Source organism: Limnohabitans sp. TEGF002 (assembly GCF_055395845.1).
On sequence record NZ_AP029224.1, the window covers coordinates 558884 to 579979 of the forward strand.

The window sequence follows — 21096 nt, forward strand, 5'->3', positions numbered from 1 at the left end:
ATGAAAGAAAGTCTGCAAGAGCAGTTGGCTAGGCTGGCTAGGTCCGGAGGACTTCAGACAAACTCGCCTGTTCAAGCTACGCACCAGCAAACTCTGCCAGCAGTTTCTTCTAAGACACATAGTCCTCAATCCTCCACAAATTCATATGAAGCCCTAATTCTGGAAATTGAGGGGCTTCGAACAGCAAACACTCAACTGGTCGCAGAGCTCAACTCTGTCAAGGCCAATCCAAATGTTGTGCTGAGTCAACTGCAGGAACAACACAGAGATGTCCTTGCACGCTTGCAAGCCGCAGAGAATTCCAATGGCTTATTGGCAGAAGATAACTTGCGGCTGAAGCGCGAGCTTGCAGAGTTACCCGACAAAGATCTGATCCTGCGTTGGAGAGAAAAAGCTATTCAGGCAGATGCGATCATCCGCGAAGCCGATGAGTCAATGGCCCTACTTCAAAAGGCTCGGCTTCAACTTGAGGAGGATAGAGCAGCCTTTGAGGCCGATTTAATTCGTCTTGAGGAGCTTGATGAAGCAACAGAAAAGTTGTCCGCCGCACAGCGTGAGTTAGCAGAATCAGAGGTAGAAATTCGACTGCGGATCATCGACTCTGAAAGATCCGAAAAGAAACTTTCCGTTGAGCGAGCTCGTTTAGAAAAATTGTCAAACGAATTGAGTGATCTACAGGCGCGTGTGGGGCACTTCAGAGGAATCGAAAAAGCGCTGCGATCCCTAGAAGAAGAACACACGAAGGTGACCAGGCTCTATGAAGCGGGAAAGACGCGCATTCGCAATCTGACGGCTGAGAAAAATCAAGCCTTACAGAGTCAATCTTTAGCTGAGGCAAATGCAAAAAAAATCAGCCGTGATCTGAAAGATGCTCTCAACAAGCTGGCTTCGACGCCAGACGGTGAAGTCATCATCCGATCATTTGAAACAGTCCAATGGCTAGTCAGCCAATTCGAGGATCCCTACGAGCGTGTAGTGCCGAAGCAGGTTCTTCTGGTTGGTGATGGGCCTTGGCCTATCGATAACTTCACGGAGTTGCTTCAGGAGATCGGGTTCGAGGTTTGGCAAAACGGCTGTGATGCTGACATTGAGGTCGTGATTGTTGGACGAGAGAACTGGTCAGAGTCTGTAATCGACGCTCAGATCGAAGAACGAGATGGTGAATCGTTGCGGGTCTACCCACAAGAGTTATTTGTGATGCTGTTGGCAATGCAGGCAGATCCACTTGAGATCGCAGATCCTGAATCCTTGCTGAAGTTTGTAGACGGGCACCCAGTATTTGAGTACCTGTTTAATCAAGAATTCCCATGGCCTGAAACCACTTTTGAAGACGGCCCTCCCGCCACTATAGGAGAAGGTTTCGACGGTGAAGATGCCTCGTCGCCGTTGTACAAGATGGGGTACTCCGTGGCGCAGCAAGTTGCCCTGACCCCATCACGACGACATGACTTGCTTGAAGAAACATACGCCGAAGAGAGTTTGCCCTGGTGCATTTCGGATGAATACATGGAGGACTGGGGAGAAGCAAATTCCCGTAAGCGTCTTCGACGTATTGCTTGGCACCTGCATTTGATGACCAAGCGCTTTAAACGTCACATGGAGGCAGTCGCTCGATGGGAGAGTGATCTAGATTGGCTCAAGCGGACTTACTACAAGCCGATCCATCGATTCCGGTGGCCAACCTGATTAATTGACGTACATCCCGCCAGGAGATGAGTGTCGTCCTTGTATGGCTTCAGCCATGAATCCAACCATCTCAGAGATCTGCATCTCACTTGCATTGATGGCGACCAATGACTGAGATTCATCCTTTTCGTTGGAAATGAGTAGTGCCCCATGGCTGGATGCGCTCAGATAGCAACTCGCCACCTGTTCTAACGCATAGGCGAAATGCTCACATTGATCAGGGGTTAATTTTTCAATGATTTCTGACATCCGAGCCTTCATGGTCTCCTTGTCGCACATGATTTCAGTTGGTTGTGAGGACACAGCTATTCCTTTCAATGGACCAATGGAAGAGCAAAGCGCCACTTCATCAACTCTGGCGACCAGTTGCATTCATCTCGGTCTAAATCATCGTCAAATTTCTCTTCAAACCAATCTTCGGCCAATTGGTAGGCTTCTCCAATTTGCTCGTAATCAAGTCGTCTGTTGACCTCAATGAGATCATCCCGGGCTGTTTCGTTGCCCAGGGCTACTGAGATGAATAGCCACTTGTAGGCTTGATACAAATCATCTGAGCCGCTCGCAGATTCAAGATAGAGCACCCCAAGACGATGCTGCGCACTGGTGAAGCCCAGATTCGCATCGGCCTGGTGCCATTTGATCTCCTCCGGTACAGACTGGAAGTGAGGGCAAAGGGTGCTGCTCTTCGTTTGCATATCAACCGCCGGACATCAACTTTTTGAAGCGGGACAGCAACGAGCGCTTCTCTGTCGCAGGGGTTTGCCCCCAGGAGGACTTGGAGATGGTTGGGAACGCTTGGGTAAGTTGTTCTTCAACCTCTTGAACCAACGAGGCTTCAATGTTGGCAATCTGAGCGTTAAGCAGTCGCTGTGAATGTCTTGTCAGCGAAACGATTCCAGCGACCTCGTTTGAGAGCCAACGCAAGAGACACGCCCAATAGGCATCCATCTCGTCTTCGGACGATGCCATCTCACACAACACCTTCCAGACGTATCCTTTGGATACTCGCTCCATGAGCTCCCAAGTGATGTCGCTGAATTTAGTGGTTGTGAGTGAAAGCTCATTGAACTTCTCAAGCATTTCCTCTGGGGTGAAGCTGTCCTCTTCAAAGACAGCCTTCGATTTTGCAGAGTCATCCTGTTTTCGGAGGAATGCTGGAACCTCAAAATCATCCATGTCTTGAATCGACAAATCACTAACCCGTGAAGCTGCAGCGGTTCGACTGGCACGCCAAACAGCAGGAGCCGCACTGGCTGAAAATGCAACAGCATCTGTTCCGGTCCGAAGAATTCGAGATGCAGAGATTGAGTACAGCACTCGTGACTGTTCAACAGTGCCCAGACCTCCCCAGCCAGCGGCACTCATTTGCTTGATCTTTTGCAGCTTGGGAAGCCCTTCCGCCTTCTCTTCGTCCTCGCGAACATGGACAAGAAGCAGGTTGGTGTACTTGCTGGCGAGTTGATATTTCAGGGCAAGTTCTTCGGCAGCCTTCGGATCAGTGATGCTGGAGATTTCTGCTCCCGCCACCATGCGAGGCAACGCCCCTGTTGAATTCCAGTCGATTGAAGGTGCGGACTCTTCATTCAAGACGTTTTCAACCGTCCAGCGCAGAGTCGGAGTTGCTGTGGGCTTGTTCTTGAGTCGCGCATGAACATGGATCGTCTCATCTGAGAAAACCTGCTTGGGGAGCTTGGATTGCCAGAGGACTTCGCCTTCCCAGTGAATGGCAATCGAGCTCGTCCGAGCAGATCGGATTCTCTGAGTCATCCTCAGCACCGCTTCCGAGATGCTCTCAGAGGGGGTAACCAACTCGCATGCGCCACCTGTTTGCTCGGCCAGATCCTTCAGCAAGCTTTCGGCTGGCGCACTACCTACCCCAATGGCAAAGATTCGATGGTTGCTGATCTTGGCTTGCTTGACGGTTTCTTCGATTTCCCAAACGTCGCCATCGGTAATCAGGAGAAGATCACAGCCTTCTGTGTAGGCCTTAGTGAAGCTGATTTTGAACGTCGATGTCAGGGCCTGATTCAGCTCCGTACCGCCAAGGTCTGCCGCTGTGTCGTGAACAGCTTTAGCCAGCACGTTCTTGATGTAGCGCGGTGTGCATTTTTCGAGTTGATTAGATGTGTGAATCACCTTCGAGCCGAACTTGCTGTAGGAAACCATGTCTTGCTCATTGAGCCTGAGGATCAGCTCATGCATCGCTTCTTGCGCTTGTTCAATGCTGTCACCCTGCATCGAACCAGAGCAGTCGACAAGGATCTTGAGCCCCAGAGGCGTCGGCTCTTTTTCTTGCAGCTTCGGGCAGAAGCTCGCAACAACTGCATACGCCCCATCATCTTCACTTGCTGAAACGAACGACTCACCCTTGAGCTCTTCTACGGTGACAATGAAGTCGCGATCAAGCAAGCCACCCTTTGCAAGTCGCAGGCGAGTTCCTCCCTCAATTTGCTCCACATCAACTTGATGACTCGGGCAGGCAATATTGCCTTGTGCCATTTGACCAAGGATGTCGAGAGTGGCAGTGAATGGGTACTCGACCAGTAAGTCCGTGTCCACCGTCTGGTGCGGAGCAATATGTCCATCAGACACCTCGTCACCATACCGCTCTCCGATCACGGTGGGGACAGTAATGCGCACCCGCCCTTTTTCAAACCTGAGTAGCTGGGCATACTCGATGATGATCACTGCTTCTTCGCCCGGCTTGATATTCCCCAGGTTAGCTGTGTACAGGCCAAGAGGAGACTTCTCCAGCATGACAGGGGTGTCACCGCTTTCGATCGCCTCTTCGTACTTCTTTTCCGCCTTCTTCTTGGCAAGAGCTACTGCCTGCATCCGTTTGCCATTGAGCTCCACACTGAAGCCCATCAGGTTTGCACCCCATCCCGCCGGAAAGGTGTAGCTGGCTTCGATCGTCTCATCTGAATCATTCAGGTACCGCTGCTTCACGAGCATGGTGAGCAGGAGGCCTTCAAGTTTGCCCTCGAGATGAACAGATTTGAGGGAAACGTTTTGGCCGTATTCGTTTTCGAGACCTGTCTTTGTTTTCATAGGACGCTCCAGCTTGGTGTTGTTAGTTGAGGGGAGATGTAGATTCCGCGTCCCTCGTTTCGCGGTTGGAAAGGGGTGGTACTTGCTCAATCATTAAGGGCCACAAGTACCACCGACAGTCAGGTTTCGCATCTACAAGGCATCACCTGACTGCCCATATCACGTAGGCCCACCAATCAGCTCTCGCCGTTGTCTTTCTTCATTACTCGATGTGTTGCTGCCATAACTTCCTTGAGCAGCATCCGAATTTGTTCTGGACTCATACCTGCCTCCTCAGCAGAAATCTGTATCTCAATCCCAGGCATCACATAGAGGTGCGTCTTCACCTCCATCGAGCCTGGCTTCCTAGTGCTGGTTGGGGGAGCTTCAGCTTCACCATCCATCACCTGCCGAATCCGCTCCAGCGGAACCTTGGCTTCAGTCAGTTTCTTTACCCGCAGGAGCTGGTCCAGATGGGTATCAACGTAATGAGCGGCCTTGGTTTCGCCGATTGGTCTGTCCACCAGTCCGAGTTGGATGTAGTAGCGGATCGTCCTCTTCGGGATGTCCGTCAACTGGCTCAACTCGTCAGCGGTAAAGGTCTTGGTGTTCATGTTCAGAAGGGGCGTTTTGAATTATTGTAACAGTTAAAAGTGTCGCAATAAACTGTCGCAATAAATCAGGCCACTTTTACCCAGAACCATCACCCAAACCAGAGGGGCAGACTGATTAGAGGTCAATGTAGGTAGGGCTGGGCTCAAGGCGTGAGCCTGGCCAGCGGAAGAATTTGAGATGTCCGGGACGGGATCAATTCCCGCTCAAAAAAGTCGGGAATTCACACCGTAGGTGTGGCTATCCGGAGCAGATCAGAAGTTGACGACCAAGCCGGAAACGTGGTCTTCTGAAAAAACGAAATCAACACCGAAAGGAACAATATGACTACGACAACAACGATCAACGGGCTCATCAAGCTGGCAAAAGACGAGTGCGCACGAGTGGCCAAGCTGAAGGACGTGACATACAGCCCAGCCATGAAAAAAGCAATTGAGTCTGTTTTGGAAATGGTGATCACGAAATCTGGCAATGACCCCAAGGTGATGGGGCTCGCTGTGAAGGTGCGTGAAGCGCTTAAATGAAAAAAGCCCCCAGCAGCCTAGTAGCTTGCTGGGGGCTCATGACACTAATCTAAAACAACATGATCTACATGTATCAGTCCGTGTTCTTGACGTTCAAATCGATTCAGTCTTTGGGTAGCGTTGGCTCGATTAAACGCAACACTCGAGCGTGTAGTCCTAAGCCGTTGAGAAAGTCAATTTCGGCAAGCTGCGCTTTGGATACTGCTTCTTCTGGTTTTTTTACCTCAACAAACCGAGCTATTCCTGGCTTTTTCGAGCCAGTGGGTGTTGCAAAGAGGAAAAGATCTGGAATGCCTGAGAGGTTGCCTCGATCGGGGGCTAAATGGCGGTTAAGAACGGCTTGCAGTCTGTCAGGACCAAGCACAGCAAACAAAGCGTGCAAGGCGTCTGGCGCAGGCAATGCAAAATGGTGTGCTCTGAGCACAGTCCGTTGCTGGTCTACGATTTCTGAAATTATTACAGGTGTTAGGCGGCATAAGTACTTTGCATCTGCACCCAATGCCAACCCAACTGCACGCCAAAGAGTTGAACTCAAGCGAGTGCCGGAAAAAGAATATCCTGGAAAGTGGCGAGCACGCCAACGTCTCAGAACCACTGTCTCAGGCACAGCCATTAAATCCTTGATGCCCTTGGGATCAACTCGGTAATACACGCGATTGCCCACAAGCTGACGACCGTGAACTATGTGGCTGATACGAAGGGCTGGCTTTGTTTCTGTTTCTTTCATGCTGCTAGGTAATAAGTGACACTAGTGTCCAGGATTTATCAATTTTCTCAAACTGGTATGCAAAATTTATTAGGCTGACGATTATGAAAGGTATGTATGCGCAAGAGTAAAACACTGAAAGCAGGCGCTTTGCGAGTGGAAAACGGCAATATTTCCATGTGCTTGGAGCCAGAGTGGGTCTGCGGTGGCTGGGGTGTTTTTGAACTTTGGGCCTGCGTTGGCAAGTCGTACAACATGGTTACTTCTAATGGTGGTGGTTGCTGGCAATGTGTGGAAGTTGACCCCATTCACTTAACAGCCACCTATCTCGCATTCGAAGGTGCTGACGCTAAAGAACGCAGATATGTTTTAACTGCTGAACAAATTAAGCGATGCAGTGAGGAAACTTCATTTGAAGATTACCGAGCAAAGAGACAGTTAGCCGAAGATGCGGCAAAAGAGCAGTTCTGGCAACACGCAGGCCAAGGCCTAATCAACCAGAGCCAACCAAGCCTGGTTAAGGCCTGGCACATCCTTTTGGGTGAAAACACATATGACAAATTGAAAATGGTCTTAGAGACCACCCAGGGGATTGCTGAAATTGTTAACCGTAGCAATGGCGCCTGTACCACCTACCCATCTGCGCAACTGGTGCGCCAATCCAAAGAACTCAAAGCCATGCTTGGCAATCTGCCAGACAAAATGATGGATACCGAAGAATTAACGAGCGCTGAACGCGCAATGTACGGTAGTGTTTTCGGCGCACTGATTGGGGACGCGGCCGGTGGAGTGCTGGAGTTCATGGGCCGCAAGCCAACAAAAGAAGAGGTTCAAAGGGCGCTCGACATGCCTGGCGGCGGAGTTTTCAATCTAGCACCTGGGCAGTTCACTGATGACGGTGAAATGACTGTCGCCCTATTGAACAGTCTTGCGCAGTCAAATGGAAGTTACTTGGTAAATCAAGTGGCCAATGCCTATTGCAGTTGGGAGCGTTCCAAACCATTTGATATCGGAATGGCGACTTCAAGCGCACTGATGGAAGATCCCTACGATGACAGCACAGATCCTCTTGAGATGAAGGTCACAAGACAGGCAGCTAACTTCAATAGCGAATCAAAAGCAAACGGCAGTCTGATGCGGGCCACTCCGTTAGGAGTGATCTCCGCAGTTCTCAGTTTAGAAGACGCAATTGAGATCGCCCGAAAAGATGCGTGTTTGACGCACCCAAACGAAACATGCCAGCACGCCACTGCGGCATATGTCCTTGCGATTCGTCATCTAATTCGTCACCCAGGTGACGCCACTGGTGCTTTTGCAATAGCTATGACCTATGCCCGCGAAAACAGCGAAGAAGTGACTTCGTGGATGGAAAACATTATTGAAAATAAACCTGCCCCGGCATATCCACTGGCTGGCTTTGTCAAACATGCATTTAGCTTCGCCTTCTATCACCTTAAACGTAAAGATAGCTATGAAGATGCCTTGACGCAAACACTTGAACGGGGTGGGGATACTGACACTAATGCCTGCATCGTTGGGGGCCTTATTGGCACACTTCATGGTGTCGACAAAATTCCACAAGAAATGCTCGTAAAGTTGATGACCTGTTCAACAAGAAAAGGGCAGCCTCGGCCTGATGAATTTACTATCAAAATGGTTTTGCCGAGCTTGCGAAAATTAAATTCTGTAATCTTGAACTGATCTGATCAACCATCGAGAATTGATTGGGAGAACACATCTGATTGAGCATTCGGACATGCCAAATAAAAAAGCCCCAGCAGCCGAACATGGCTACTAGGGGCTTTCATCATTTGAAGGCTTCAGACTGAAAAACGTACCACCGCTGTAGCTCAGTAAGCATCAGGGTTGTCTGTGCAGCATCCTTGCTCAGCTGTTCGCAGCTCACCGCTCCCGCATCGCCTGAGGAAGCAGGTAAAGGGTCGGAGCGGGCTGGAGCAGCTCTGGCGGGAGCTTCGGGAACGGCGGGCAGATCCCTGACACTGGTTGCGGGGATGTTGCACACCCCGCCAGCACGACTGTCAAGCTGACGATCAGCCAGCAGCTTTGACCTTTTTGCGTATTCATTCGAGATATCTTGGGTGATTTGAGATTGAGTCAGCTGCACATCGGCTACACGTTGCTCCTGTCTGGCCTGGGTCAGTGCAATCTCCAGCTTTTCGGCATCCCATGCCTTCTGGACACGAGATGCGCCAATTTGCATGCCGAACAGCAGCGCAATGAGCAGAATTAGTGCCCCCAGAATGTGCGACCAGTTGGCCAGCATGAAGCGGCTAAGCCAGCTCATGGAGCTTCTCCGTCCAAGGCCAGCAGGTCGTGCTGTTTGATCAGACTAATTACCTTGTCCGAATAAGCCGGATCGGTGGCATAGCCTGCCTGTGCCAGCGCTTTGGCAAATGCCTGGGCCGTGGTGCAAGTGAAGCAAATCTTGTAGCGCGGGTTACGCTTAAGAAATGCAGCGTGGTCATCCACACTGGCTTGCCAGCTCGAATACTTGCGCCACAAAGCAGGCACCACCACCCACTGCCCCTTGATGAACTCCTTGGTGTTCATGGTCAGGGTCTGACCGCGCCAGAGACTGTCAGCCTTGATACCAAAGAGGTTGTTGCCAGTCTTGGCCAAGGCAGACTCACCCCAGCCAGACTCAAGTGCCGCCTGTGCAATTGTGATACTTGCGGGTACGCCACTTGCCTTGGCTGATGCAATGGCAGCCGTGGTGAGCCGCATGATGAATTCACTTGGACTCATAGCAACTCCCTAACATCCTTGGCTACCTGATCGATGGATTCGTCGCGTCGCAGATCGATGAAATTGAATAGCCAGCGCACAAGTGCCCACCCGGGCAAGCCACAGGCAAACATCAGTCCACCCATAGCGTACAGGCCTGTCGTTGAGAACGCCCAGTGATGAAGTACGAAATACTCAATCGTCACCGCACCGCCGCCAATGCTTGAAACAACCGTACTGATGAGTCCGACGGCCCATTCGCGCTTGTTTCGAGGAGGCGTCATGAGCATGACAACAACTGCAGCAAGCGTCGCACCACTTGCAACAGCCCCCGCAGTGCCTCCAATGGCTTTATATGCGGCGGCCGCACCTGCGACTCCGGAGCTTGTAGGTTCAGGCATTGAAATCTCCAAAAAGAAAAGCCACCGTGAGCAAACTCAGGGTGACTGGTTATGAACTAGTCGACTTAGGCCGATACGATCGGAATTGAAAATGGCTTAGCTTTATTACTCTGTGCCATCTGATCTGAAAAGCCAAAGACATCTTTGCGATCGGGACGAAGCTCGCCATCGATATGTACCGGAATTAAACCCGTAAGGAACTCAATACCCGCAGCAAAGATTGGCAGAGCGTCTGAGTAGGCGTTATTACATGACGCCTCCCAAAGCGGCCCTTCCAAAAACATGCATGCGCCCTTGCAAATGTGAAGTACAGGGCACTTCGGACAGTCCTCGCGCTTGGACCAATGCGTTGAAGTGCGCAGCGCCACCGATGGAAGATCGCTGACATGTCCGATGCGGTGAGTCTCTCCATTGGGCGCGGTTGACTGAGCGCTGACGTTTTGGCAAGTCAGCACATTGCCGCGAAGATCAACCGCTATCGAATCGATGTGATCCATGCCACACTTTTGCGCCACACTGGATGCAGTACGTTTTAAACGGATGGAGTTGACGAAGGAGGCAACCCGATCCCTTGCACCGGAGACCCTGTCCGCCTTACCCTGTCGGATCTCCTGGAAGGCGGTCCGACGGAATGAATGGGCTTCATCTGAAGACAGTGATAGCGCCAAGCCGCCCGGATCGTAAGCATCAACAAACGCGCCCTCTGCAATCATGACGCCAGGGTCACCGGTCAGATTGGTAAAAAACTGCTGAATCGCCGCCCTGGAGATGTTTGAGCGGTTGAGCATTGCATTGAAGCTCACACGCCTCTTCGGTGCGAGTCGCCGATATAGATCCAAAATCGCTGCACGCTTTTCAGGATCATCAAGTGGGTCAGGACCCCGTACATGCTGACCTGGACCATCATGCGAGATGCCAACACTAAAGCCCATGTCATCCAGCCATTGATTGATGTCGGCGTTCAGCAGCGATCCATTGGTGATCACTGAAAAGCCAGCGTCTGGGTACTTGCGACGAAGGGCGTGAGCGAGCGGACGCAGGGTCTTGATGTAAACCAGGGGTTCCCCTCCCCAGAACTCAATACGCTCGGGCGGCATGGTCACCCACCCATCTAGCCCCGCAACAAAGGCGTGAACTTCAGCAGGATTCGTCTCAGCCGCGCGCGGCACAAAGCGCTGAGAACAGTATTCACACTCGTAGTTGCATGATAGGCCAAGAGAGATCTTCAAGACCCGAGGGGAATCTTTTCGGGCTGGTGTGTCTTTGCTGGTGGCGAAGGTTTGGCTCGCGGGCTGGATGGCTGCAAAAGACCTCACAACCGGCTGCCCAGTTTGCAGGTTGGTGAGTTCCGAGGTCTGGTTGTCATAGCGGAGGGTGGGGCCTGCCTGCCCGCCCGGAATGAGGGTATGAATGACAAAAGTACTCATGGCTTCCTATTGGTAGAAATTGACTGCGCACATCACGCAATCTCCATTTCGAAGTGAACCTCGACGCTTGGTGTTGCCGCGCGGTAGACGTGGCCGAAGTGCACCAGATGGCTTGGAAAAACCAGTAGGCGATCAGGCTTCGGATCGATAAACCGAACCCTCTCTTCAATTGGAAGTACCTTGGTGCCAAAGGGGCCTACTGGACTTTGAAGGACCAGCGATCCGTTGTGATCCCCATACGCATGATTCGGCGTGGCGGCGGCATCTATCCAGTAGATGGCAGACAGCACAGACGGCTCAACATGCGGGGGGACAAAATCGCCATCAAACTGAACCAGTTCGCGACCGGTGATGGATACGACACGGACGCCAAATGCAACTTCTATCGCCCCAGAGACCATGGCGAAGAGAGCCTCAAAAACCGGCTCTTGGACTGCCAGAGACTCCCGGGTAGCTCTAGACCAAGGCTTCCCGTTCGTGTTGTTGGCCCGGTATGCGGCAAGGGCACGCTCGCAGAGAACGCTGCGTTCGCGTTCAGATATGCCCAGTTCTGTTACGAGGACTGGGACCGTAAACAGTGCTTGGAGCATCAGACAACCTCAAGCGTGATGTCGTCCACGCCGGGAAAGTACTTCCAGCCTGCTTTGATGCGAACCTTCTCACCTGGTCTCAAACCAGTGGCAAATACAGGGACGGCGGCAGTGCCCTGAGTCGTGGTTACCCTGGCCCGAGGCAAGACACCTGAGACCGCTTCCAGATAGACGGTTGCCTGCCTTTCAATAGGTTGTTCAGCAGCATCCTCAAGTTGAATAGTGATCGTCGCCTGGCCATCGGCTGCGATGGTTGACGGAGCCGACAAACGCAGGTGCGGTAGCAATAAGGTTCTGTGTGTTCCGCTTGAAGCCGCCTGGCTCCACTCAAGATCCAAATCACCGTCAAGTGAGATATCTGCATCGCGGCATCGCTGGTTCATGTTGACGGTCAGAAACAGCTCGTCGTCCGTAGCGTCGGCAAACGGCACATTGACTCCCAGAATCAAACTCTGCTGCGACATAGTTGCGAACTCTGTTGCTGCAAGTCGTGCAGGAAGTGTGGCCACAAATAGGGAAAAAAGGGGGCCCAGACGCCCATCCTTGAGCGACAGGAAATAGCACTGATGGTCGCACCAGTCGGGGCGGTTTCTGAGCGCTGCCAGATTGATCCGTACCGCCTGTTCCTCTGCATCAAAGACAGGATCTTCTTCGGCATGATTTGTTCTGGCCAACCGGTATCGAACGATCAACGACCTGCTTTCTAACTCGCGCGAGATGGAGACTTGATGGAATGCATAGGGATGAAGAAGCGGGTTGGGTACTGCAATGACTTTCATAATCTCCCCCATCAGCAGCAACAGTCGCAAGCACAGTTGCAATTGCAGTTGAAGTTGTACCGAACCGACCGAAGTTGAATCTGACTTCCGTTGTCGATCAGTTCAGTGCGAACAGTTGCGACGTTCCCGCTTCCGTAGCAATTGATCGGCACCTCGGGAATACAGTTACCAGCATTGCCGTTGCAGTTGACCAGCGTAGGCGCGCAATTTGAGACGGATGAGAAGAAGTAGTCATGCAACCATCCGTAGTTCGCGGTCCACATAGATCCGCTGTTATTCATGTACATGTCCCAGTTGCCATCGGACTTTAAAAAGCCCATCAGGTTGCTGTTGACATGCAGATAGCGGGTCACGTTGTCCGTGTCCTGCATATTGATAGTTGGGGCGGTGTTCTGAATCGTGAGATTGCCCGTCATCGTGTCGCCGGTTTTTGCGACCCGGCTCGACAGGTCAATGTTGACCGTCGCATTGCCAGCAGCGTCAGGCCCGGCACCGTTAACTGACCTCACAAAGGCTGTGGAGTCATAGCCATCGAGCTTGTCGGCGTCGGTTGCCTTGGCGGTAATGCCGAGGTAGGCAGCGTTATGGTTGTGCGTGCTAGAGGCAAATGCACTCGCATGTTGGCCATCGAGCAAGTCAGCATCGAGCCCAGTTCCTGCACCATCAACGGTCAGTAGTTTTGCAAGAACGTCTGCAGCGGTGTAAGACGCAGCGTTGAGTTTGGCTGCGAACTGGGCATCGATGCCGTTTGCCAAATCCATGATGAAGCGCCAGTTGTCGGGGTTGGTTCCGATCAACTGGTAGAGCTTCAACTGATCCGTGCGGTAGCACAGCATTCCGATTTGCACGGAAGTCGTCGGAAAGGTGGTTCCACTGTTACATGAGATAGCCGTCTTGTCGTTGTTCAAGATTTGAGACAACGAGTCCGACAGCGTCGAAGACGATGGAATTTCGGTGTAGTTTTGCATTTAATAACCTTGTGCAACCCAAGAGATGGCACCGGTGACCCGCGTGCCAGAGGTGTTTTCTAAAACTGCCGTGAAGCCTGTGGTGCTCACACTTCCAAGAATCCGAGGTACGGCAACGGTTGTTCCGCCCTTAAAGGTCAGCGTCACCTCAGGGGCCACTCTGAACATTCGGGAGAAACCAACGAACACGCCATTCGCCGCATTCGTGACTTGCGCCGTTCCACGATCAAACACATCGGGCACATCCACGGTGACCCGCAAACCATCGATGTAGCCCCTGTCCGCGTTGTTGGAGGTGATCACCGCTCTGAACAGCGCCCGTTGGTAGGTGTAGTCGCCTTGGATGAAGTCTCGGAAATTTGTGTAACCCGGTGGATGACCAGACTCCAAGATGTCCATGAAGTCCTGCTCAGTGATCTCGGTGCTGGCAACGATCATGTCGCTGATCACGCCGTTGGCTTTGCGCCTGTATTGCTCAACCAGCGCAAATGCCTCGCTGAGCTTGATCGTCTGAGCACGCTTTAATGCCTCACCAATTGCAAAGCCTTCGGCAAGGGCGCGTCGGTAGGCAACGGTGCGTCCGAAGAGTTCAGCCAAAGCAAATGCTTCTGCCACTCTTTTGGTCTGCGCTTTGGCAAGGCCATCCGACAGACCAAGCGTCTCAAACTGAGGTTGCGTGATGCTCTTGGCGGAGACTTCGGAAAAACTAAAACTCTCACTCACGCGTAGGATGAACGCGATGAGGTCGGTATAGGTTTCAGCGATCCCAATCGCTTCGAACTTCTTGAGCACCAACTGCCGTGCCAGTCCTTCGCCAACTTGAAATGCCTCGAGCACAACCTTGGTCCAGTTCTGCTTGTACTGCTCCGATACCGAGAACGACTCCACAAACCGCAGGACGTAGGCAATCAGGTGGGTGTAGGTTTCAACAAACCCCCAGGCTTCGAACTTATTGAGTCCCACGCCACGACGGCTGGTTTCGACAATGCCAAAACCATCGGCGATTTGCTTGATGTTGAGCTTTTGGACCAACTCTGCGAAGTTGAGATCGGATGCCACATTGAGGGCATATATGGCGGGATAGGCGTTTGTCCAGTTTTTGCCTGAGGTGGCGCTGTTCCACGCAAACTTTGCCGTGTTCCAGGTGTAGTTAGCACCCGGTGTCGTTGTGACGCTTGCGGTCTCGGCCATAGCCCCAGTCCTATCAGCTCATGGTGAAGGTGAACACGGCGGTCAAGCTGTCATCAGCGCCCTTATTCACCACAGGAAAGACGACACGGTCAAACATGGAGCCAGCAGATGCAGCGTTGAACACTCCCGCCTCGGTGATCGCTCCCGTAGCATCCCCGGCGGGATAACTGGCGGTGAAGGTAAAAACCTTGGTGCCAGCCGTATGGGCATACGTTGCAGCGTTGCGCTTGATCTCGGTGACCAGCGCCGTTTGCGTTGCAGCAGCTGCCGTGGTCCCCGTTCCAAGGGCAATCCACCCCATCACACCGGGGCGACTGGATGAGTTACCAATGGCATCGGCTACAAAGTCAAAGCCTCCATTGACGATGATGTTCTCTTTATGGACCACCTCCACTTCGCCACTGGCCTTGGCCAACAGCAGCGTGATTGCGCCTTTAATGTTCATGCCTTCTTCAATCATGAGTAATTCCTAGTTGTGCAAAGAAAAAGGCGCTGGACCTTTCGGTACAACGCCTGGTTTTTGAAAATTCCGTGGGGATCAATAAAGCTTGAGTGCGGTGTAGCCCGCTGTAGGTGCCATTGCGCTACTAGCGCTTTGTACATCCCCTCCCATCTTTCCGATAAAGAGCCTGCGCTCTGTCGCGGTTTGACACACCCCAACGCAAATGCGATCACTCACATTGACGGGGTATGGAACTTGGATGCGATTGAACAGGTGATCTTCAAGGAAAAACACCTGGTTCGTTGCGTCATACCCGACACACAAGCTCACGCCTACACCTGTCGCACTCCAGATCACCGATGTGGTCACTTGATTAGGGATGAACCAAAAGCTCACATGAAACACGGCCGGTATGCGAACGCCCCATGACACTTTGGTGGTGTCCTTGATCAACACACCTGTTCCGTAACGACCATCTCCGTAGCTCACGCCTGCGGCATCCCCACTTGTTGGACTGCCGTAACCGCTGAGCACACCGTTGAGGCGCCATCCATAAATCTCGCCCGACTGCAATGTGTCTTCACGCGCAATTTGAAATCGCGCCTCAATGCTCTTGAGCGCCCCGTCATAGGTCCATTGACGTTTGGCCGCTTGGCTGTTCCACGCATAGTTGGCCGTGCTCCATGTCTCGCGGTCATCCAGCGTTGCGCCAATGCTGGCCAGTAAGGTGTTCTGAGCCCGATAACTGGTCGGAAGGTTCACTTCGAACAGATACTCAGACTGACTGACTCCGCTGTCCATGCGCAGGACATCGAGACTGTTGACTGATTCCACAGACGCAAAGTGCTTGATCCCCGGAAACCTTGTCGCTTGCGCATCCATTGTCACCAGTAGGTTGGCGTTTTGCGGCTGGACCACCACCGTCGAGACAAAGGTGGCTTCGTCCGAGTAGATGCCAGGAGAAGCAATCGCCTTGATCCAGAACTTGCGCTCACCATCGAAGCCCGATGGCAAGGTGTAGCTACTGGACTTCACCTCTGCAATGAAGATAGAGGTGTCCCAGGCTCCCCCTTCCCTGAGTTCGTAAGCCACAACCTCAGGCTCTGGGTTGGGCAACCATCGAAACTCAAGACGATTCGCTGACTGGACCACATCAAACTGCCTCACCGACGATGGGGCAAGCAAGATCAGCTGAAAAGTCGTGACATGCGTGCTGTACTTGCCCGAGGTATCAAACGCACGGATGAAGTAGTTGTACTGGCCCGATTCACTTTGGTCATGAACAAGCTGCGTGCCTGCGGTTTGGCCAACCAATACGCCTGAGTCCCAACCCGAGCCCACACGAACCTCATAACCCGCCAAGTCAGCATCTGTGTTGGCTGCCCACTTGAGAAGCAAGTCAGTCGTTCGGCGATACACAAGGAAATCTTGCACATCGTCGGGGGGCTGCAATTTGCCAAGGATGGTTTGCCCAAGCGTTGCACCGTTACCAAGTTTTCCAGAAACGCCAACGGCTTTGACCGTGAAGACATAGTCTCCAGTTTCGGCATTGCGAATTTCCAGATAACTGGTGGACACCCGAGGCAAGGTGACGGTGTTGCCGCCATTAACCCGATAGCTCACCTGATACTCAAGCGCACCAAAGACCTGCTCCCACGCCACCTGAATCAAAACGAGCGCTTGATCCTTGACCCGATACAGGCTCTCAGACACCTTCAAGCCTGTTGGCGTTGCAGGGGTGGTCGACAGCACAGTGATGTCACGAGGTTGCAACGCCAAGCCCTGCTCAATCGCAGCGTACTTGCTTGGGTTGTGCGCAAGGGCTGTCACCTCATGGATGCCCGGCTCACTCTCAGCAACTTGCACCACCCGAAAGAGTTGTGCCTCGACCTGACTTGAGGCCAAGACCCAAATCGCCCCTGCTTGAGGCGCTGCAGAGAATGCACTGGTCACACCAAGTGTTCGACCGCTGAACGATCCAACCTGCCGCTCTTCCACCGTTCCAGCTGGCGTGATGACTGAAATTCGCCACGAACCTGCAGGCGGATCTTGGTCAAGGGTCACGGTCACAGTTGTGGCCGCTGCAATTCGCCCACCGAGTCGCAATCCACCACGGCTAGCGTCAGCCACTTTGATAACGTCACCTGGACGCACCACCGCACCTTCAAGTCCTGTGCGAAACGTGATGATTTCCGACTCGGACTGCTCCGAGTAGAGCAACCACTTACCAACTCGGTTAGCCTGACCTCGGGAAGTGCATCCCATGGCCACAACATCAGCTTGCACCACCCCGTAGCGGGCAATGCCGTCGACATCCTCAACGTATTCCACCTTCTGACGGTAGAAGTCGTCCGGGTCAATCCAACTCACCAACGCCACGGTGTGACGCGCTTTGGCAGACGAGCCTTGATACGAGAAGTCCCCATCGATGACGTTGGCAGCCGTGAATTGATAGACCGCATCTTGCGGTGCATCTTGGGTCACGGTGATGGCACCACCAGACCAATACGCCATGCCCCTGAAGATCGAGGCCATGTCCTGCATGACCTTGTACGCCTGCTCTCTGGTTTGCAGATACAGGTTGCAGGTGAAACGAGGTTCATAGCTTCCTAACCCGTTGGGCACCAATTCATCGCAATAACGAGCCACGCGATACAGAGCCCACTTGTCGACCTGTGCCTCTGGGATGTAGTTGCCCAACCCATAACGGGTGCTGGTCACCAGATCGTAGAAGCACCATGCGGGGTTGTCCGTCCATGCGACTTTGAACGTGCCATCCCACACACCCGAATAAGAGCGAGTCTCAGGATAGTAATTTGACGGTATGCGAACCCGAAGCAGCTTCAAGTCATAGCTGCGCTTCGGGATAGAACTGAACTGCGAGGCATCAACGCGCAATGCCATCAAGGCGCTGTTTGGGTAACGAAGCTTGCTCTCAATGACTTCGGTATAGGACTCCAGGAATGTCTTGTTCTGGATGTTGGTCTTGGTTGAATCCTCTGTGATGCGACGCAACCGCACATCCCATGGGGCAGAACCATTGAGTGGGATGTAGTAGCTGCGTTGGTATTTGGTAGTAGTTTTTCCAGAAACTGAGTCAGCCACCACCTGCGAGTAACCACCGCCGTTGCTTTGCACATCGATCGCAAAGTCCACGGTTGTGCCACTCAAGTCGCCATTGGTAGCGTCTTGATAGGTCAGCGCCGGAAAACTAATCTTGATGCGAACAGCATCTACATCCGGATCGGTGATGGCGCGAACAACGGGCTGATTGAACTTGCACTCAACACCCACAGCCACCTCGTTCTCAACCGATGAGAAACCAGGGATGTAGCTTTGCTGTTGCGTTCCGTTGCGAGTTTCTAGCGTTACGCCAGCGAAGTTGTAACTGCCATCGGCATTTTGAATGGCTGTGTCGTCCAGATAGACAGACTTCAGACCATTGGCCAACCCTTGAATTTCTCCCTCGCACACCAAGTCCACCACGCGAGCGAAGGCTTTGGAGCGCAGGCTATCGGGGGCTTCTTGTGCAACCCTCGCACTACCTCCACCACCTTTGCCGCCACCCCCAGATCCAATGATGAGTGAAGCTTGGCTCATTGATTCGGTCATCGCTTCACTCATACAGGCACCTCGTCCACATCAATCCCTGCACTGATGACAGCGGAACCCACAATTAAGCGTCCGTAGCCCACTGGGACAGGCTGACCTTGCGCAGTCGTGTTGACTGCACCATTGAATGCATAGCTGGGTTTGTTCTCTGGCCGCTCTGAAGGGTCTGAGGATTTAGGCGTTGGAGCGATCATCTGAGCCACACCGCCAAGAATCATGGATGTGCCCACCGAATACAGCGTGGCTTGCGACAAGAAACTTCCTGCCGCAGCCCATCCCATGGGGTTCCACCAAGCAACGGCAATCAATGCAGCGCCAAGGATGATTTGCCCAAGTCCATTACCACCAGCACCCGAGATGACGGGCGCAATCGTGATGCGTTGCTGACCACTAGGTTCATGCAAACGCTCAAGATTGAGTTCATCTCGGCCAACCAGGACTTTGTAGCCAACACCGCGCTCTCCAGAGCCCACCAACTCACGCTCAAAGGTTGGAAAGTTGGCACTCAATGCACGCACGGCCTCAGCAGCACTAGCCACCACCATCTTGTGTCGGCGACCGAACTGTCGCCCTAGTTCGCCGAGAAGAATGATGGTTGCCATTACCGTTGTGACTGATGTCTAAGAATGTGTGTTGTGATCTTTTGCCAATAGCCGCCATAAACATCGCGGCTCGATAACCGGCCTTGCAGGTGATGCAAGATCAATCCATCGCCCAAGTAGATGGCCGCATGATTCGGAACATCCGAGTTCACCTGCATCAGCAAGACATCGCCTTCGCTTAAACCATCTGAACTGGCAACACCGAAACCCGCATGTGCAAAGTTGTCGAGGTAGAGGTTTTCACCACGCTTCCACCACTCATCAAAGCGTTGGTAATCGGGCAAGTCGAGATGCATCTCTTGGGCATACCAATCTCGGATCAGCGAGTAACAGTCCAAAACGCCGTGTGACCATTCCCGGCCAACAAGCGCAGCCACATAACCCTGCGGCTCGATCTCTTCCCACACCCCATTGGGATAGGAGACGATGAACCAAGGAATACCACTGGCCTCACAGGCCACACGATCCGCTTGGCTTGGTGTCGCAGGCATGTTGGGGTGCGAATGAACAACGCCAACAATCTGCCCACGCTTGTCTGCTTTGGCATAGTCCACAGGGTCAATCACAAATTGATCAGTCCCCACGCCAATGTTCTGACACGCAACGTAGCTCTCCTTGCCTTTGCGGATGACGAGCAAGCCGCATGACTCGCGTGGAAATTCACGCGCTGCATGCTCAAGAGCCAATTGTTTATTGGTTTCAAGCATCAGCAAACATCACCGTATCAATCCAGCAGCGGGAAACCCGCCAAAGGGAAGCTCCGCATTGGAGCCAAATCGCTTTTGGCAAGAACTCAGTCGCTTGCCACAGGCGTCTTGGAATTTCAAAGAAACGGACACATCGTTGGCATTGAAATACGCCGTGCCTGTGTATCCACATTCTGAGCTTCGATACCCCCAAGGGCAGACGTTTTGCACAATCTGTCTGCGCGGCAACGAGACACCCTCAAGGTCAAACGAAGCTGCCAACTCGAACTCGACCACATCACGCGTTTCGCGAGACTTGCGATCGATGTAATAAACGTCATCCGCAAACTCCGCACTTGGATCCGCCGTTGAGTTGGTGCCGCTGGCAAAGTTAACCCCGTCCAGATACTTGACCAAGGTGCGCTTGCGAGTGATCTTGGCTCCCACTAGGTCTTGATACGACAAGATCAAGGCTGTGATACTGCCAGTGACGTTGGCCACTTTGAGCTTTGGCCTTGGCACTTGCCCATTGCCGTTGAACTCAAAGCCATCGGCCTGAATCGGAAACGGCTCGTAGGCATTTCCTTGCCAGACCACCTGTCTGCGCAGCTCATTTGTGCCCGCATGAAAGCGCACGACCCCTTCGTTGAAAAGACTCAGGTCCAGAACAAACAACTCGATGACCGCACTTGGTGCAAGTTTTTGAATTTCGGTCGTGATGGCTTGTGTGGTCATGACAAATCAAACACCTGCTTGAAGGTGGCGCGAATGTTTTCGATGTTGGGCTCTTCAATCGTGCGACTCCACTCCTCACAGGTGAATTTGCCCGTGAGGCCGCTTGGCGTTGTCCAGTCGAATGCTTGAACAGCACCTCGGGCACGTAAGAAGGTGTCGATGGCAGATGCGTCGCTGGTGGACTTCCCCCGAAACTCCAACGACCAGACTTCAGGCTGCGTGTTAATGCCATAAGCCAAGCGTTGCTCGTAGCCATCCCCAAACGAGACCCGTCGCACATTGGGTTTAACGGTGAGTGAAGCCCCGATGGATGGAATCCATGTGAAGGTAGCCATCAAAAGTTCCTTGGGTCAGAAAGTT

Annotated in this window: 22 protein-coding genes; 3 read left to right on the top strand and 19 right to left on the bottom strand. The window is 52.7% G+C overall.

Annotated features, from left to right (window positions below; translation table 11 throughout):
- Positions 1–1686 carry a hypothetical protein gene (locus tag ACZ5SR_RS02840; RefSeq protein WP_464450065.1) on the top strand — a complete coding sequence of 562 codons (1686 nt, stop codon included), beginning with the start codon at positions 1–3 and terminating at the stop codon, positions 1684–1686.
- On the opposite strand, the gene ACZ5SR_RS02845 is transcribed toward ACZ5SR_RS02840, so the two are convergent.
- The 4 genes from ACZ5SR_RS02845 to ACZ5SR_RS02860 all read right to left on the bottom strand — a co-directional run bounded on the left by ACZ5SR_RS02845 (position 1687) and on the right by ACZ5SR_RS02860 (position 5330).
- Positions 1687–2058: a hypothetical protein gene (locus ACZ5SR_RS02845; protein ID WP_464450066.1), complete on the bottom strand. Its 372-nt coding sequence runs from the start codon at positions 2056–2058 to the stop codon at positions 1687–1689.
- Positions 2001–2381, bottom strand: coding sequence for a hypothetical protein (locus ACZ5SR_RS02850; protein WP_464450067.1), 381 nt, complete (start codon positions 2379–2381; stop codon positions 2001–2003). Before ACZ5SR_RS02850 ends, ACZ5SR_RS02845 begins: the two co-directional genes overlap by 58 nt.
- 1 nt (position 2382) lies before the next feature.
- Positions 2383–4737, bottom strand: coding sequence for a VIT domain-containing protein (locus ACZ5SR_RS02855; protein ID WP_464450068.1), 2355 nt, complete (start codon positions 4735–4737; stop codon positions 2383–2385).
- A gap of 176 nt (positions 4738–4913) precedes the next feature.
- Positions 4914–5330 carry a helix-turn-helix domain-containing protein gene (locus tag ACZ5SR_RS02860; protein ID WP_464450069.1) on the bottom strand — a complete coding sequence of 139 codons (417 nt, stop codon included), beginning with the start codon at positions 5328–5330 and terminating at the stop codon, positions 4914–4916.
- A gap of 321 nt (positions 5331–5651) precedes the next feature.
- Here ACZ5SR_RS02860 and ACZ5SR_RS02865 point away from each other — a divergent pair, with 321 nt between their 5' ends.
- The gene (locus tag ACZ5SR_RS02865; protein ID WP_464450070.1) at positions 5652–5852 is read left to right on the top strand and encodes a hypothetical protein; all 201 of its coding nucleotides are present in this window, start codon (positions 5652–5654) and stop codon (positions 5850–5852) included.
- A gap of 103 nt (positions 5853–5955) precedes the next feature.
- Here the strand turns inward: ACZ5SR_RS02865 and ACZ5SR_RS02870 are convergent, their stop codons facing one another.
- Entirely contained in the window at positions 5956–6579 is a 624-nt protein-coding gene (locus ACZ5SR_RS02870; RefSeq protein WP_464450071.1) for a VRR-NUC domain-containing protein, read from the bottom strand.
- Between the two features lie 96 nt (positions 6580–6675).
- Here ACZ5SR_RS02870 and ACZ5SR_RS02875 point away from each other — a divergent pair, with 96 nt between their 5' ends.
- Complete coding sequence (locus ACZ5SR_RS02875; RefSeq protein ID WP_464450072.1) at positions 6676–8259, top strand: ADP-ribosylglycohydrolase family protein; 1584 nt, start codon at positions 6676–6678, stop codon at positions 8257–8259.
- A 106-nt stretch (positions 8260–8365) separates the two neighbouring features.
- Here ACZ5SR_RS02875 and ACZ5SR_RS02880 read toward each other — a convergent pair whose 3' ends face one another.
- The 14 genes from ACZ5SR_RS02880 to ACZ5SR_RS02945 all read right to left on the bottom strand — a co-directional run bounded on the left by ACZ5SR_RS02880 (position 8366) and on the right by ACZ5SR_RS02945 (position 21071).
- A complete protein-coding gene (locus ACZ5SR_RS02880; protein ID WP_464450073.1) occupies positions 8366–8863 on the bottom strand; it encodes a hypothetical protein in 498 nt (165 codons plus the stop codon).
- Positions 8860–9324: a glycoside hydrolase family 73 protein gene (locus ACZ5SR_RS02885; RefSeq protein ID WP_464450074.1), complete on the bottom strand. Its 465-nt coding sequence runs from the start codon at positions 9322–9324 to the stop codon at positions 8860–8862. The genes ACZ5SR_RS02880 and ACZ5SR_RS02885 overlap by 4 nt, the downstream gene beginning before the upstream one ends.
- The gene (locus tag ACZ5SR_RS02890; RefSeq protein WP_464450075.1) at positions 9321–9704 is read right to left on the bottom strand and encodes a hypothetical protein; all 384 of its coding nucleotides are present in this window, start codon (positions 9702–9704) and stop codon (positions 9321–9323) included. The genes ACZ5SR_RS02885 and ACZ5SR_RS02890 overlap by 4 nt, the downstream gene beginning before the upstream one ends.
- A gap of 65 nt (positions 9705–9769) precedes the next feature.
- Positions 9770–11131: an SPASM domain-containing protein gene (locus tag ACZ5SR_RS02895; protein ID WP_464450076.1), complete on the bottom strand. Its 1362-nt coding sequence runs from the start codon at positions 11129–11131 to the stop codon at positions 9770–9772.
- 32 nt (positions 11132–11163) lie between these two features.
- Positions 11164–11721: a 2OG-Fe(II) oxygenase family protein gene (locus tag ACZ5SR_RS02900; RefSeq protein WP_464450077.1), complete on the bottom strand. Its 558-nt coding sequence runs from the start codon at positions 11719–11721 to the stop codon at positions 11164–11166.
- Positions 11721–12530, bottom strand: coding sequence for a hypothetical protein (locus tag ACZ5SR_RS02905; RefSeq protein ID WP_464451140.1), 810 nt, complete (start codon positions 12528–12530; stop codon positions 11721–11723). Before ACZ5SR_RS02905 ends, ACZ5SR_RS02900 begins: the two co-directional genes overlap by 1 nt.
- Positions 12512–13468 (bottom strand): hypothetical protein, encoded by a 957-nt coding sequence (locus ACZ5SR_RS02910; RefSeq protein WP_464450079.1) that lies wholly within the window; start codon positions 13466–13468, stop codon positions 12512–12514. The genes ACZ5SR_RS02905 and ACZ5SR_RS02910 overlap by 19 nt, the downstream gene beginning before the upstream one ends.
- On the bottom strand, positions 13469–14659 hold the full coding sequence (locus tag ACZ5SR_RS02915; protein ID WP_464451141.1) for a hypothetical protein: 1191 nt from the start codon (positions 14657–14659) through the stop codon (positions 13469–13471). It abuts the gene before it with no gap.
- A gap of 13 nt (positions 14660–14672) precedes the next feature.
- Positions 14673–15119: a hypothetical protein gene (locus ACZ5SR_RS02920; RefSeq protein WP_108257226.1), complete on the bottom strand. Its 447-nt coding sequence runs from the start codon at positions 15117–15119 to the stop codon at positions 14673–14675.
- Between the two features lie 78 nt (positions 15120–15197).
- Complete coding sequence (gene gpJ / locus ACZ5SR_RS02925; RefSeq protein ID WP_464450081.1) at positions 15198–18725, bottom strand: TipJ family phage tail tip protein; 3528 nt, start codon at positions 18723–18725, stop codon at positions 15198–15200.
- Complete coding sequence (locus ACZ5SR_RS02930; protein WP_464450082.1) at positions 18722–19315, bottom strand: tail assembly protein; 594 nt, start codon at positions 19313–19315, stop codon at positions 18722–18724. The genes gpJ and ACZ5SR_RS02930 overlap by 4 nt, the downstream gene beginning before the upstream one ends.
- Positions 19315–20022, bottom strand: a complete 708-nt coding sequence (locus ACZ5SR_RS02935; protein ID WP_464450083.1) for a C40 family peptidase — start codon at positions 20020–20022, stop codon at positions 19315–19317. Before ACZ5SR_RS02935 ends, ACZ5SR_RS02930 begins: the two co-directional genes overlap by 1 nt.
- Before the next feature lie 9 nt (positions 20023–20031).
- Positions 20032–20736: a phage minor tail protein L gene (locus ACZ5SR_RS02940; RefSeq protein WP_464450084.1), complete on the bottom strand. Its 705-nt coding sequence runs from the start codon at positions 20734–20736 to the stop codon at positions 20032–20034.
- A complete protein-coding gene (locus tag ACZ5SR_RS02945; RefSeq protein ID WP_464450085.1) occupies positions 20733–21071 on the bottom strand; it encodes a phage tail protein in 339 nt (112 codons plus the stop codon). Before ACZ5SR_RS02945 ends, ACZ5SR_RS02940 begins: the two co-directional genes overlap by 4 nt.
- Positions 21072–21096 lie beyond the last annotated feature (25 nt).